The following is a 14,281-nucleotide window of genomic DNA, read 5'->3' on the forward strand; positions in this document are numbered from 1 at the left end:
GACTGGGCGCTGCGTCGAGCCGAGTGGGCATACAACCTATCCGCCAACGAGAATTGGCACATACGCGCAGGGGCGCGGTAGCGTCGAAGCCTATGTCGTCGTCACCTGGGCAAGCACACCGGCTGGATTTCGCGGCCGGGGCGTCGGACACCAATCAGTACCGGCCGGTGTTCGGACTCGCGATCCTTGTGCTGTCCGGAATGCAGCTGCTGATGGTGCTCGACGGTACCGTCGCTGCGCTGGCGCTTCCGAAGATCCGCGAGTCGCTGCAACTCTCAGAGTCCGGCGCGAACTGGATCATCAGCAGCTACGTCCTGGCTTTCGGCGGGTTGATGCTCCTCGGTGGTCGACTCGGCGACACCTTCGGGCGCAAGCGCATGTTCGTGATCGGCGTCGCGGCCTTCACCGTGACCTCACTGCTGTGTGGCCTGGCCTGGGACGAGACGAGCCTGATCGTCGGACGTGCCCTGCAGGGTGCTTCGGCGGCCGTCGCAGCGCCGACCGCGATGGCCCTGGTAGCCACAACGTTCGCGCCGGGTAAACCGCGCAGTCAGGCGTTCGCGATCTACGCGGCGATGACCGGTATCGGTTCTGTCGCGGGTCTGATCCTCGGTGGTGTGCTGACCCAGGTCTCCTGGCGTCTTGTGTTCCTGATCAACGTTCCGATCGGCCTGCTCGTCGCTGTCGGCGCGTACTTCGTCCTGCGCGAATCCCAGGGTGTGCGATTGTCCCTCGACCTACCGGGAGCCGTGCTCGCGACGCTGGGATGCTCGCTGCTGGTGCTCGCGGTGAACGAGGGTCCGAGCGGTTGGGGCCGTCCGATCGTCATCGGCTCGTTCATTCTCGGCGGTCTTGCTCTTGTTGCGTTCGTCATAGTCGAGCGACGTGCCAGCAACCCGATCTTGCCGTTCGTTCTCTTCGACAACACGAGTCGCGTGGCCGCGCTGGTCGCCATCTTCTTCGCCAGCATGATCATGATGTGTATGGCGGTCTTCATCTCGCTGTACCTCCAGGGAATCCTGAAGTACAGCCCCGTTCAGAGTGGTCTCGCGGTCGTGCCGTTCGCGTTCGGCCTCGGGATCGCCGCTGCGATCGCGTCGAAGCTCGCGCTGCATGTCCAGCCGCGGTGGCTGGTGCTCTGCGGCGGCGCAATCATTCTGGCCGGTTGCCTGTACGCGGCGTCGATCGCGTCGAAGGCCCCCGCGTACTTCCCGAGCATCCTCATCCCTGTCGTGGTGATCGGCGTGGGTGTCGGTTTCGCTGTCATCCCGCTGACGCTCTCGGTTGTCGCGGGCGTCGGGCCGAATGAGATCGGGCCGCTCACAGCGCTCGCGCAGGTCGCCCAGAACCTCGGCGGTGCGATCGGGTTGGTCGCGGTCGGCGCGCTCGTGACGTCCCGCGCGTTGTCGCTCGGCGGCACCACTGCGCCCGTGGAAACGATGAACGCCACGCAACTCGCCGCGCAGGCCAACGGCTACGGATTGGCCTTCGCGTGCTGCGCGGGCATCGCGGTGATTGCCGCGGTCGTCGTGTTGTTCATGCGGTTCACCCCCGAGCAGGTGGCCGAGGGGCAGGCCGCGCAAGAAGCCGCGGACGCCGGACTCGACGCGGACATCGCGCAGAACACCCGCGACCACTGATCAGGTCTCAGGTGGAGTCCCAGAGACGCTGGTAGAAGCTCATTCGCTCCTCGTCGAAGTCGACGCCGTACGCCTCGACGAGCGGTCGTTCCCATCCGGGCCCGTAGTCCCACTCCGTACTCATGGCTGCGACGGCGATGTCGGCCCAGCGATCTGCGACGCCGAGACTGCCCAGATCGACGTACGCCGTCACCTGTCCGGGGTCTGACAGCAGGAAGTTGGGACAGCACGCGTCGCCGTGACACACGACCGCGCGGTCGATCGTGGGGGCATCTGTGGCCTCGAGTTGGACGTCGATGCCGCGCGACCGTGCGTCGGAAATGCGTTCGGCGGGCGACCACGTCCACGGACACGCGTCGGTGGGCAACGTGTCGTGTAGGCGGCGAAGACCTCGACCGACCGCTGGGACGGTGATCTCGGGGTGTTCGAGCCACGGTGTGAACACCGCCGAATCCCCCGGCGCTGCGGCCGTGAGCATCCACTCGGCGCTCTCGTCGTATCCGGCGTCGAGCACGGTGGGACACGCGACGAACCGCGCCGCCCACAAGAGTCGGTGAGCTTCGGCGCTCAGGGAGACCTCGTCTGTCGGTGGCTGCCATTTCAGGTACCGGGCGGACGGGCCTTCGCCGAGCTGATAGGTGACGCCACCGACATCGTTGAGCCAGACCGGCGTGATCGGATCGCCGCCGGAATGCGACAAGACGACGTCGGGAATTTCGTGCGCGGGGACGGCAGAGGTCATGGGGGTCGGTGTCAGTCGGTCAGGACGACGATCTCGTCGGGTCGGGGGATCTCCACGCGCTGCCCGGCGTCTGACAGCACGGCGGCGAGGGTGTTGATGTCACGGGCGTTTCGGCGCGTCCGTACCAGTTCGCGGGCCATCAACCCCTTGTAGTGCTTGTTGAAGTGGCTCACCACTTTTCGGGTGCCGTCGGGCGCCTCTGTCATCACCGTGGCGGTCACCGCGCCAGAGACGGGGCCCAACTGCTGGTAGATCCCGGAGCGCAGGTCGACGACGAAATCGTCCACGGCGTCGAGCGCGTTCGAGAGAGCTGGTTTCCACGCCGAGGTGAGTGTGCCGAAGCCGGGCAGTGTGGATCCGCCCGAGAGGCGGTACGCGGGAATCCGGTCGCCGGCCCGGATGACCCCGAACAGCGCCGACCCGATCGCGAGGCGGTCTGCCGCCTTCGTCTTGCCCGCGCGGGTCAGTGATCGGTGGTCGAGGGCGTCGTAGAGCACGCCGGTGTAGCGCTCGATGGCAGGGCGGGTGGGGGAGAGCCAGAGGTCGGCGTTGCGGTCGACCTCGGCGAGTTGTGTCTTGCCGAGGCCGAGTGCCTTGACGCTCGCGTCGAGATCACCAGCGAGGTCGACGACGGCGTCGGCGATCTGTTTGCGGACCGGATTGAGTTCGGTGAACGAGAGTGCGTCGAGGTCGAGTGGGGCGCCGGAACCCCCGTCGGACTTGGTTTCCGAGGGCGGGAGGATGACGAGCACGTCGAACACTGTATCCGGCCATGCGGACGGGACCGAAAACCGTGTGCGGTGGCCGACTAGACTGATCGACCGTGATCACACGGATGTCGACGCTGTTCCTGCGTACGCTGCGCGATGACCCGGCAGACGCCGAGGTTCCCAGCCACAAGCTGCTTGTTCGCGCTGGATATGTTCGGCGTGTCGCGCCGGGCGTGTACAGCTGGCTCCCCCTGGGACTGCGTGTGCTCAGGGCGGTCGAGAACATCGTGCGCGAGGAGATGAACTCGATTGGTGCGCAGGAGATCCTGCTGCCCGCGCTGCTACCGCGTGAACCGTACGAGACGACTGCCCGCTGGACCGAGTACGGCGACAACCTGTTTCGTGTGAAGGACCGCAAGGGCACCGACATGCTCCTCGGTCCGACGCACGAGGAGATCTTCGCGCAACTGGTCAAGAGTGAGTACTCGTCGTACAAGGATCTGCCGGTCATCCTCTATCAGATCCAGACCAAGTACCGCGACGAGGAACGTCCGCGCGCAGGCATCCTGCGTGGACGCGAATTCGTCATGAAGGACTCGTACTCGTTCGACCTCGACGACGACGGACTCAAGGCCTCCTACATCGCGCACCGTGACGCCTACCAGCGCATCTTCGCGCGGCTCGCGGTGCGATACGTCATCGTCGCCGCGACGTCCGGCGCGATGGGCGGCAGTGCCTCGGAGGAGTTCCTCGCCGAGAGCGAGGTCGGCGAGGACACGTTCGTGCGATGCGTGGAGTCGGGCTACGCGGCCAATGTGGAAGCCGTCGTCACTCCTGCGCCCGAATCGATTCCGTTCGACGGGCTCGCAGCCGCGCAGGTTCACGAGACCCCCGACACCACGACGATCGAGACGCTCGTGGCCTGGGCCAACGAGACCCTCGACGGGACGTTCGACGCCGCGGACACACTCAAGAACGTGATGGTCAAGGTCCGCGAACCCGGAGGCGAGTGGGAGTTGCTCGGCATCGGCGTTCCGGGTAATCGCGAGGTCGACTTCAAGCGGCTCGAGGCGTCGTTGGAGCCTGCCGAAGTCGAGCTGCTCACCGAGGCCGACTTCACGGCCAACGCGTTCCTGGTGAAGGGCTACATCGGGCCAAAAGCGCTGCAGGAGAACGGCGTTCGCTATCTCGTCGATCCGCGCGTCGTCGACGGCACTGCGTGGATCACGGGTGCCGACCAGCCCAACCGGCACGTCGTCGGACTCGTCGCCGGGCGCGACTTCACGCCGGACGGGACGATCGAGGCCGCCGAAATCCTCGACGGCGACCTCTCGCCGGACGGCAAGGGGCCGCTGGTGGCCGCGAAGGGCATCGAGATCGGTCACATCTTCCAGCTGGGGCAGAAGTACACCAACGCCTTCGAGGTGGATGTTCTCGGCGAAAGCGGAAAGCCGGTCCGCCTGACCATGGGGTCCTACGGCGTCGGCGTGTCACGCCTCGTCGCGGTGATTGCCGAGCAGCAGCACGACGACAAGGGATTGCGCTGGCCGGCAGAGGTCGCGCCCTACGACGTGCACCTGGTGATCGCCAACAAGGACGAGGCCGCGATCGGCGGCGCGACGTCGCTGGCCGAGGAACTCGACGCCGAGGGTCTCGACGTACTGCTCGACGACCGCAAGTCGTCGCCCGGCGTCAAGTTCAAGGACGCCGAACTGCTCGGCATGCCCATCGTCGTCGTGGTGGGCCGCGGCTACGCCAACGGCGTCGTCGAGGTCCGCGACCGCTTCACCGGCGAGAGCGCTGAGGTGCCGGTCGACAACGCGGTATCGGCGATCGTCGCTGCGGTGCGCGGGTAGCTTCCCGCGGCGGGCCCCTCGGACCTATTGCGGCTGGGGGTCTATTACGGCCGCTCGGACTACTGCGGCTGGCCCGGGAACGCGACGGTCACCGGCCGTTCGCCGAGCGCGGCACGCCAGGTGGCTGCTCGCTGCGCGCAGTCGGTGAGTTGGTCGACGGCGAGGCGGCGCGCTGATTCGGAGTCGGCTCGCTCGAGCGCGGAGCGATACGCCGTGGCGCAGTCATTTTCGGCAGCCAGCGCGGCGCGGGCGGCACTGGTGGGGTCGGTGACCTGCACCGGCAAGGTGTACCCGGGGGCCATGTCGGGTGGCGTCGCGCCCCCTGCCAAGATGGCGGCGTTCAGGGCGTCTCGCGCGGCGCGGTGGGCGGCGGTGTAGTCGGCGACAGTGGTGCGTCGAGTCGCGGACACGAAGGCCGTCGTGACTCCGTATGTGAAGATCGCGGCATTCTCGGCCTGCGTCGCCGCGGCCAGAGCGTCGGTCGTGGCGGTCATGCGAGCTGCACCTCCACGAGTGTTGCGATCGAAGCGCTGACCGACCCGGCCAGTCCTGCCGAGTAGCCCTTCAGTGAGATCGCGGCGTCGTGTGCTGTGCGGGTCGACGCACGCAGCGCCGAGCGCAGCTCGTCGAGCGTGCCCGCTGTCGACGACGACTCCGGTGTGGACGTCGACGACGCACCCGCACCGGTCGAGCCTGGGGTCGCGGATGCCGACGGTGCGGCAGACAACTGGTTGGCCGTGTCGGAGTCGAGGCGTTGGACTTCCTGCGAGAGTGCGGTCGCGTGGGCGTCGCGCTGCTCGGCGATCACTCCGAGCGCCGCGCTGTAGGTCGGAAGGCGAGGGGCGAGGGAACGTGCTGCCGCAGCGTCGGAGCGGGCGGCCTTGGCCAGGGGGAGCAGGGCGGTTGCGGTGATCTCATTGGGCGTCGGGCCGCTGTCGCATGCGCTCGATGCGCCGATCACGAGTGCTCCGGCACCGAGCGCGAGGCCGCCTCGCAAGACGGTGCGACGATCCACGGCGTCGAGTACATCGGTGGCTGCTGGCTTCACCCGACACATGATGCCAGCCCGACACACGGGCGCCGCATGGGCCGCGAGCGGTCCGGCGGCTTGAAGTAGCCTGCCGAGTCCGAGGCCGGTCGCAAGGTGGTCGGGAGAGGGTCGAATATCGACTAGAATGGGGTGCCGTCGGATGCGGCAGAGCAATCGTCTCAAAAGCCAACCGATGGCTACGGACGCAACTGACGACCGCAACTGAACACGCTGCGCGGCAAGCGAAGACGAGGAGTGAGGGGAGCAATGAGCATCGATACACGACAACTCCGCACACTCGTCGACACCTTTGTCGCCGACCGTGGATTCGACGTCGAAGACGTCTCGGTCACCCAGGGTGCGGACGGCGGCGCTGTCGTCGTGATCGTCGATCGGGACGGGGGAGGTTCTCTCGACGAGCTCGCCGACCTCAGTCGCGAACTGTCGGACGCGCTCGACGCCGATCCCGCCTACTCCGACATCGACACGCTCGAGGTCACCTCACCCGGCGTCGACAGGCCGCTCACGACCGAACGCCAGTGGCGTCGCGCTGCCGGACGCAAGGTGCTCATCGATCTCGTGGACGACGACGGGCCTGCCCGTGTCGCCGGCAGGGTCGGACCGCTACACGACGGCCAGGTCGACATCGTGAGCAACGACCGTGGGCGTTTCCGGGTCCGCGCCGTCGAGCTCGACGCGGTCACACGCGCCGTGGTCGACGTCGACTTCTCGCGGCCGGGAGTCGCCGAACTGCGATTGTGCGGCCTCGACGACGAACAGATCGCGCAACGTCGCGACACCGTCACCTCGTAGCGACTCGACAACGCAGCCGACGACACAACCCGGGGCGACGAAAACTGACTTCAGAACCGAACGACACAGCCGAAAAATTCCATAGCAGCCGACAAGTGAATAGGAGCGCCCAATGAACATCGACATCAATGCACTGCGCATGATCGAGGCCGACAAGGGAATCTCGATCGACACCGTCATCACCGCCATCGAGACCGCGTTGCTCACCGCATACCGCCACACCGACGGGTTCGCGCCGCACGCGCGCATCGACGTCAATCGCAAGAGCGGGGCGGTCCGGGTGATGGCCCAGGAGGTCGACGAGGACGGCACCGTCGTCCACGAGTACGACGACACCCCCGAGGGATTCGGCCGGATCGCGGCCACCACCGCCCGCCAGGTCATCCTCCAGCGTCTGCGTGACGCGGAGAACGAGAAGAACTTCGGCGATTTCGTCACCCACGAGGGCGAGATCGTCGGCGGCGTCGTCCAGCAGGACGCCCGCGCCAACGCACGCGGCATGATCGTCGTGCAGATCGGTAGCGACGCCAACAGTGCGGAGGGAGTCATCCCGCCCGCTGAGCAGGTGCCAGGGGAGAGCTACAAACACGGTGAGCGCATCAAGTGCTACGTCGTCGGGGTCTCGCGGGGCCCGCGTGGGCCGCAGATCACGCTGTCGCGAACGCATCCGAACCTGGTCCGCAAACTGTTCGCCCTCGAGGTCCCCGAGATCGAGGACGGATCGGTCGAGATCGTCGCCGTGGCGCGCGAGGCGGGTCACCGCTCCAAGATCGCCGTGCACACCGGTGTCAGCGGACTCAACGCCAAGGGCGCGTGCATCGGTCCGATGGGGCAGCGCGTGCGCAACGTGATGAGCGAGTTGTCCGGCGAGAAGGTCGACATCATCGACTACGACACCGATCCCGCCGTGTTCGTCGGCAACGCACTGTCGCCTGCGAAGGTCGTCTCGGTGGAGGTCGTCGACGCCGCACAGAAAGCCGCGCGTGTCGTGGTGCCCGACTATCAGCTCTCGCTCGCGATCGGTAAGGAAGGTCAGAACGCTCGCCTGGCCGCTCGACTGACGGGTTGGCGAATCGACATCCGTTCCGACGCCGACGACGCTCCCGGTGCACCCGCCGGACAGGCGGGCGGGCCGGGCACCGGACGCGCGTCATGAGGTCCGGTTGTCCAGTTCGGTGCTCGGCGCGCTAGACTGATCGATGGTCACGCGAATGCGGCCGGCCGCCCCCTGTGGACACGCTTCCGATGGTGGTGACCGGTCCGGTCCGCGGAACGATTCTTCCGAGAGTCATTCTCCGCAAGGTCCGATCCGTATGTGTCTGGGATGTCGGCAACGAGCCGGCATCGCAGATCTGGTCCGTGTCGTCGTCACCGGCGCGAGCGGCCCGAGGATCGCGGTCGACACCGCGAAGACCATGCCTGGGCGAGGTGCTTGGCTGCATCCGATGGCGGACTGCGTGTCCGCCGCGGTTCGACGCCATGCGTTTGCCCGGGCGCTGAGGAGTCCGGGACTGGTCGTAGACCAGTCCGACCTCAAAGAAGTGCTGTACACCCGCTCGGGAGACAGCACGGACGAGAGCGGCCCTAACGGGCCAGAACAGGTAGCAGAAGACATGAGCACACCGTGAAGTCACCACGATGAGCACGTATCGGACGTAATCCGAGGCCGTGGCGGGCAAGCCGCTCGGCCTCCAAGTGAGGAGAGCAGTGGCAGGCAAAGCCCGCGTGCATGAACTGGCCAAGGAACTTGGCGTGACGAGCAAGCAAGTGCTCGAACGTCTCAAAGAACAGGGCGAGTTCGTCAAATCCGCGTCGTCGACCGTCGAGGCCCCCGTGGCCCGCCGACTCCGCGAATCCTTCCCCGCAGCTAACGGGGGAGCAACCAAGAACGACTCCACGAAGTCGGCAGCACCCAAGCCGGGTGCCGCGGCTCGTGACAACTCTGCTGCGCCCAAGCCCGGCGCAGCTCGCCCCGGCCCCAAGCCGGGGGCTCCGAAACCTGCACCAGCACCGACGCCTGCTGCCGCACAGTCGGCACCGGCGCCCGCGCCTGCAGCCACCCCGGCACCTGCCGCCGCGCCCACCCCGGCGCCGGCACAGAAGCCGACGCCCGCGGCAGCTCAGGCTTCCGCGCCGGCGCCGACGAGTCCACGTCCCGGGCCCAAGCCCGGTCCGCGTGCGCCTCGCGTCGGAAACAATCCGTATTCGTCTGCTCCCGCACCAGCTCCGCGCCCGGCGGCACCACGTCCCGGACCCGGCCAGGGCGGACCCCGCCCGGGTGGCGGACGTCCGACACAGGGCCGACCAGGTCAGGGTGCAGGACGCCCCGGTCCCGGCGGCGCCGGAGCACGTCCCGCACCGGGTCAGGGCGGACCTCGCCCGAACCCGGGCAACATGCCCCCTCGCCCGAACCCGGGTGCCATGCCCAGTCGTGCGGCACGTCCCGACGCAGGCCGACCAGGCCGCGGCGGCGGACCAGGCGGTCGCGGTGGCGGCGGTGGCGGAGGCTATCGCGGTGGCGGCGGAGGCGCGCCCGGCGGAGCACCGGGAGGTCCTCCCGGAGGTTTCCGCGGACGCCCCGGTGGCGGCGGTCGCGGTCGTGGTGGCGCAGCCGGTGCGTTCGGACGTCCGGGTGGTGCACCCCGCAAGGGTCGCAAGTCCAAGCGTCAGAAGCGGCAAGAGTACGACTCGATGCAGGCTCCGGCCGTCGGTGGCGTCAGGCTGCCGCGCGGCAACGGTGAGACGATCCGTCTCGCCCGCGGCGCCTCGCTGTCCGACTTCGCCGACAAGATCGACGCCAACCCGGCATCGCTGGTCCAGGCGCTGTTCAACCTCGGCGAGATGGTCACGGCGACCGAGTCGGTCAACGACGAGACGCTGGAGCTGCTCGGCTCCGAGATGAACTACAACGTCCAGGTCGTCAGCCCGGAGGACGAAGACCGCGAGCTCCTCGAGAGCTTCGATCTCTCCTACGGTGAGGACGAGGGCGGCGAAGAGGATCTCGAACAGCGTCCGCCGGTGGTCACCGTCATGGGTCACGTCGACCACGGCAAGACCCGCCTGCTCGACACCATCCGTAAGGAGAACGTGCGCGAGGGCGAGGCCGGTGGCATCACCCAGCACATCGGTGCCTACCAGGTGAATACGCACCTCAACGGCGACGATCGACTGATCACGTTCATCGATACCCCGGGTCACGAGGCGTTCACCGCCATGCGTGCCCGCGGTGCCAAGTCGACCGACATCGCGATCCTCGTGGTCGCCGCCGACGACGGCGTCATGCCGCAGACGGTGGAGGCCGTGAACCACGCGCAGGCAGCAGATGTGCCGATCGTGGTCGCGGTCAACAAGATCGACAAGGAAGGCGCCGATCCGTCGAAGATCCGCGGCCAGCTCACCGAATACGGGCTGATCCCCGAGGAGTACGGCGGCGACACGATGTTCGTCGACATCTCGGCCAAGCAGGGCACCAACATCGAGCAGTTGCTCGAAGCGGTGCTGCTGACTGCCGACGCGTCGCTCGATCTGCGTGCCAACCCCGACATGGACGCTCAGGGTGTCGCCATCGAGGCGCACCTCGACCGCGGTCGCGGACCTGTGGCGACAGTGCTGGTCCAGCGCGGAACGCTGCGAGTCGGCGACTCCGTGGTGGCAGGCGATGCCTACGGTCGTGTGCGACGCATGGTCGACGAGCACGGCGACGACGTCAACGAGGCTCTGCCTTCGCGACCCGTCCAGGTCATCGGCTTCACGTCGGTGCCGGGTGCAGGTGACAACCTGCTCGTCGTCGAAGAAGATCGCACCGCCCGGCAGATCGCCGACCGGCGCAACGCGCGCAAGCGCAATGCGTTGGCCGCACGTAGCCGCAAGCGGATCAGCCTCGAGGACCTCGATTCGGCGCTGAAGGAAACCAGCCAGCTGAACCTGATCCTCAAGGGCGACAACGCAGGTACCGTCGAAGCGCTCGAAGAGGCGCTGCTCGGTATCGACATGGGCGATGAGGTGTCGCTGCGCGTCATCGACCGTGGTGTCGGTGGCGTGACGGAGACCAACGTCAACCTGGCTGCGGCGTCGGATGCGATCATCATCGGCTTCAACGTCCGTGCGGAGGGCAAGGCCACAGAGCTCGCCAACCGCGAGGGCGTCGACATCCGGTACTACTCGGTGATCTACCAGGCCATCGACGAGATCGAGAGCGCGCTCAAGGGCATGCTCAAGCCGATCTACGAAGAGGTGGAACTCGGCCGCGCCGAGATCCGCGCCATCTTCAAGAGCTCGAAGGTCGGCAACATCGCCGGTTGCCTGGTGCAGTCCGGTCTCATCCGCCGCAACGCGAAGGCTCGTCTGCTGCGCGACAACGTGGTGGTCGCCGAGAATCTCACGATCTCGTCGCTGCGACGCGAGAAGGACGACGTCACCGAGGTTCGCGAAGGCTACGAATGTGGTCTCACGCTGACGTACAGCGACATCAAGGTCGACGACGTCATCGAGAGCTACGAGTTGCAGGAGAAGCCGCGCGACTGACGCGCGGATCGTCGAACACGCTCCCCTTCCGGGGCCTGAGGGCACTAGGTGCTCGACGGCCCCGGAAGGGGAGTACGTTCCTCATTCACAGTGCGTGGTTCGATTCTCAGTGGTTCGATTCTCGCTGGTTCGATTCTGGAGGAAGGACATCCCATGGCTGACCCGGCACGGGCACAGCGAATGGCCAAGCGGATCTCGTCGATCGTGGCGTCGTCGATCGCCCACGACATCAAGGACCCGCGGCTGGCCCACGTCACGATCACCGATACCAAGGTGACCAACGACCTGCACGACGCGACGGTCTTCTACACCGTCATGGGCGAATCGATCGACGCCGAACCCGACTACGAGGCCGCTGCCGCGGGACTCGCCAAGGCGACCGGGATTCTCCGCTCGAAGGTCGGCGCCGGAACAGGCGTGCGCTTCACCCCGACATTGAGTTTTGTCCTCGACACCGTTCCCGACGCCGCGCGGCACATGGAAGAACTCGTGGCACGCGCACGTGCCAACGACGAGCTCGTCGCGCGTCAGGCGAAGGAAGCGCAACCCGCCGGTGACGCGGATCCGTATCGAAGCAAGGACGAAGACAGCGAGGACGGTTCACGCGGGTGACCACTGCCTCCACTGCGGCGATCGCAGATGCCCTCGGTGGGGCATCGGCGGTGACGATTCTCTGCCATGTGCGACCCGACGCAGACACCATCGGTAGTGGACTCGCGCTGGGGCTGGCGTTGAAGACACGCGGCCTCGACGTCGAGGTGTCCTATCCCGGTCCCGAGAGCCTGCCCGTTGCCCTGCGCGACCTGCCGGGGGCGCGGGATCTGCTCGTCGAACCCGATGTACTCAAAGGCCACGACGTGACGGTGTCGGTCGACGCCGCCGGACCTGATCGGCTCGGCGAACTGGCCGCAGTCTTCGAGCGTGCGGTCACATCGGTCGTCGTCGATCATCACATGTCCAACGGGGGTTTCGGTGACCTCGACTTCGTCGACCCCGACGCCGACTGCACCGCGGTGCTCGTCCTGCGACTCATCGACGAACTCGACGTTCCGCTGAACGCCGACATCGCGACGTGCCTGTACGCGGGTCTCGCGACAGATACGGGATCGTTCAAATGGGCGCGCCCCGACTCGTTTCGGGTCGCGGCGCGACTGCTCGACAGCGGAGTCGACGGTCGACGGTGGAGTCGGGCGCTGTTCGACACCCACCCCTTCTCGTGGCTGTCCATGGTGGCCGGGGTGTTGGCTTCGGCGACGTTCGTCCCGGAAGCAGCCGACGGTGCGGGACTCGTCTACGCCGTCGTCGATCACGACGCGATGGTCGGCATGAGCTGGGAAGAGTCCGAGAGCATCATCGATATCGTGCGAACCACGGCAGGCGCCGAGATCGCGGCGGTGTTCAAGGAGATCGAACCGACGAGTTGGACGGTCTCGTTGCGGTCGAAGGCCTCGGTCGATCTGGTTCCGATCGCACGCGCGCTCGGCGGCGGCGGACATCGACACGCCTCCGGGTACAGCGATACCGGGAGCGCGTCTGAGGTCGTCGACCGGCTGGTGGGGTTGCTCTGACCGAGCCCGCCCGACAGGCCGACGCCCAGGCGAGCGCCCCGGACACGGGGATACGCCGCATCGCCGTGTTGTCGGTGTCGGCGCTCGCGGTGCTGACCGCGCCGCCGCTGTATCTACTCCTCGACCTCGCCGTCGTGGGACGCCTCGGCGGCGACGAACTGGCCGCGCTCGGCGTCGGCGCTCTGGTGCTCTCCGTGATCAGCACCCAGCTCACCTTTCTCTCGTACGGGACAACCGCGCGGTCGGCTCGGCGCTTCGGCGCGGGCGATCGCGTGGGCGCGGTGGGAGAGGGCGTGCAGGCGACGTGGCTCGCGCTCGGCGTCGGTGCGGTGATCGTCGCCGTGATCTATCCGCTCGCGCCGTGGGTGATGCGACTCATAGTCGGCACGTCGGGTCCGGATTCGAGTCACGTTGCGGCGGAAGCGACGTCGTGGTTGCGAATCGCATGCTTCGGCGTGCCGCTCATTCTTGTGTCGATGGCGGGCAACGGCTGGATGCGTGGCGTCCAGGAGACCCGTCGACCGGTCGTGTACGTCGTGATCGGGTTGTCGATCGGGGCGGTTCTGCTGGTTGGGCTGGTTCACGGGCTGTGGTTCTTCCCGCGGCTCGGCTTGCAGGGAAGTGCAGTTGCCAACGTCGTCGGACAGTCGATCACCGGTCTGCTGTTCGCGGTGCGACTCCTCCGTGAGGTGCTTCCCGACGGCGGGCGGCGCGCGCTACGTCCTCGATGGGCCGTGATCAGAGCGCAACTCGTGATGGCGCGCGACCTCGTTGCGCGCAGCCTCTCGTTCCAGGTGTGCTTCCTCTCGGCGGCTGCCGTTGCCGCACGTTTCGGGGTGGCCGCTGTCGCTGCTCATCAGTTGACACTTCAACTGTGGGAGTTCATGTCGCTGTTCCTCGACTCGGTGGCCATCGCGGCCCAGGCGTTGGTCGGTGCCGCGCTCGGGGCGGGTGCGGTCACGGCGGCGCAGAACGTGGCCCGCCGGGTGACCGTCGTCTCGGTGGTGGCTGCGTCGGCAATGGCAGGCGTCTTTGCCCTCGGCGCCGGTGTGCTGCCGCGGCTGTTCACCAGCGATGCCCGTGTGCTTGACGCCATCGGCACGCCCTGGTGGTTCTTTGTCGCCATGCTGCCGATCGCGGGTGTCGTGTTCGCGCTCGACGGCGTGCTCCTGGGCAGCGGTGACGCTGCCTACCTGAGGACTGCGACGTTGGTGGCAGCGCTCGTCGGATTCTTACCGCTGATCTGGCTGTCGTTGGCGTTCGACTGGGGGTTGGCCGGCATCTGGACCGGCCTCGTGGTGTTCATGGTGATTCGCATGCTGACCGTCGTGTGGCGGATTCGGTCGGGCCGGTGGCAGCGGGTCGGACACGAGCGCGGTTGATCGACGGCACCAATGT

The 14,281-nt window shown here is 67.2% G+C and carries 13 protein-coding genes; 9 read left to right on the plus strand and 4 right to left on the minus strand.

Features of this window, described 5'->3' with window-relative positions:
- The first annotated feature begins 92 nt into the window (after positions 1 to 92).
- Positions 93 to 1,640, plus strand: coding sequence for an MFS transporter (locus tag A5788_RS06920; RefSeq protein WP_064869880.1), 1,548 nt, complete (start codon positions 93 to 95; stop codon positions 1,638 to 1,640).
- A 7-nt stretch (positions 1,641 to 1,647) separates the two neighbouring features.
- On the opposite strand, the gene A5788_RS06925 is transcribed toward A5788_RS06920, so the two are convergent.
- Positions 1,648 to 2,382 carry an aminoglycoside 3'-phosphotransferase gene (locus tag A5788_RS06925; protein ID WP_064869881.1) on the minus strand — a complete coding sequence of 245 codons (735 nt, stop codon included), beginning with the start codon at positions 2,380 to 2,382 and terminating at the stop codon, positions 1,648 to 1,650.
- Positions 2,383 to 2,393: 11 nt separating this feature from the next.
- Positions 2,394 to 3,134 carry a peroxide stress protein YaaA gene (gene yaaA, locus A5788_RS06930; RefSeq protein WP_064869919.1) on the minus strand — a complete coding sequence of 247 codons (741 nt, stop codon included), beginning with the start codon at positions 3,132 to 3,134 and terminating at the stop codon, positions 2,394 to 2,396.
- An 83-nt stretch (positions 3,135 to 3,217) separates the two neighbouring features.
- Here yaaA and A5788_RS06935 point away from each other — a divergent pair, with 83 nt between their 5' ends.
- On the plus strand, positions 3,218 to 4,948 hold the full coding sequence (locus A5788_RS06935; protein WP_064869882.1) for a proline--tRNA ligase: 1,731 nt from the start codon (positions 3,218 to 3,220) through the stop codon (positions 4,946 to 4,948).
- 59 nt (positions 4,949 to 5,007) lie between these two features.
- On the opposite strand, the gene A5788_RS06940 is transcribed toward A5788_RS06935, so the two are convergent.
- Positions 5,008 to 5,442, minus strand: coding sequence for a ferritin-like domain-containing protein (locus A5788_RS06940; protein WP_064869883.1), 435 nt, complete (start codon positions 5,440 to 5,442; stop codon positions 5,008 to 5,010).
- Positions 5,439 to 6,005 (minus strand): hypothetical protein, encoded by a 567-nt coding sequence (locus tag A5788_RS06945; RefSeq protein WP_049697121.1) that lies wholly within the window; start codon positions 6,003 to 6,005, stop codon positions 5,439 to 5,441. The genes A5788_RS06940 and A5788_RS06945 overlap by 4 nt, the downstream gene beginning before the upstream one ends.
- A 240-nt stretch (positions 6,006 to 6,245) precedes the next feature.
- Here A5788_RS06945 and rimP point away from each other — a divergent pair, with 240 nt between their 5' ends.
- The 7 genes from rimP (at position 6,246) to A5788_RS06980 (ending at position 14,265) form a co-directional block, all read left to right on the plus strand.
- Complete coding sequence (rimP, locus tag A5788_RS06950) at positions 6,246 to 6,791, plus strand: ribosome maturation factor RimP (protein WP_064869884.1); 546 nt, start codon at positions 6,246 to 6,248, stop codon at positions 6,789 to 6,791.
- A 112-nt stretch (positions 6,792 to 6,903) separates the two neighbouring features.
- Entirely contained in the window at positions 6,904 to 7,947 is a 1,044-nt protein-coding gene (gene nusA, locus A5788_RS06955) for a transcription termination factor NusA (RefSeq protein ID WP_064869885.1), read from the plus strand.
- Positions 7,948 to 8,104: 157 nt separating this feature from the next.
- Positions 8,105 to 8,419, plus strand: coding sequence for a YlxR family protein (locus A5788_RS23450; protein WP_197494512.1), 315 nt, complete (start codon positions 8,105 to 8,107; stop codon positions 8,417 to 8,419).
- A gap of 79 nt (positions 8,420 to 8,498) precedes the next feature.
- Positions 8,499 to 11,315: a translation initiation factor IF-2 gene (gene infB, locus A5788_RS06965; protein ID WP_064869887.1), complete on the plus strand. Its 2,817-nt coding sequence runs from the start codon at positions 8,499 to 8,501 to the stop codon at positions 11,313 to 11,315.
- Positions 11,316 to 11,468: 153 nt separating this feature from the next.
- The gene (gene rbfA / locus A5788_RS06970) at positions 11,469 to 11,927 is read left to right on the plus strand and encodes a 30S ribosome-binding factor RbfA (protein WP_064869920.1); all 459 of its coding nucleotides are present in this window, start codon (positions 11,469 to 11,471) and stop codon (positions 11,925 to 11,927) included.
- Positions 11,924 to 12,883 (plus strand): DHH family phosphoesterase, encoded by a 960-nt coding sequence (locus A5788_RS06975; protein ID WP_064869888.1) that lies wholly within the window; start codon positions 11,924 to 11,926, stop codon positions 12,881 to 12,883. Before rbfA ends, A5788_RS06975 begins: the two co-directional genes overlap by 4 nt.
- Positions 12,884 to 12,942: 59 nt before the next feature.
- On the plus strand, positions 12,943 to 14,265 hold the full coding sequence (locus A5788_RS06980; protein ID WP_442902887.1) for an MATE family efflux transporter: 1,323 nt from the start codon (positions 12,943 to 12,945) through the stop codon (positions 14,263 to 14,265).
- The last annotated feature ends 16 nt before the right edge of the window (positions 14,266 to 14,281 follow it).

Origin of the sequence: Gordonia sp. 852002-50816_SCH5313054-c (assembly GCF_001665925.1) — a bacterium.
Classification (GTDB): Bacteria; Actinomycetota; Actinomycetes; order Mycobacteriales; family Mycobacteriaceae; genus Gordonia; species Gordonia jacobaea.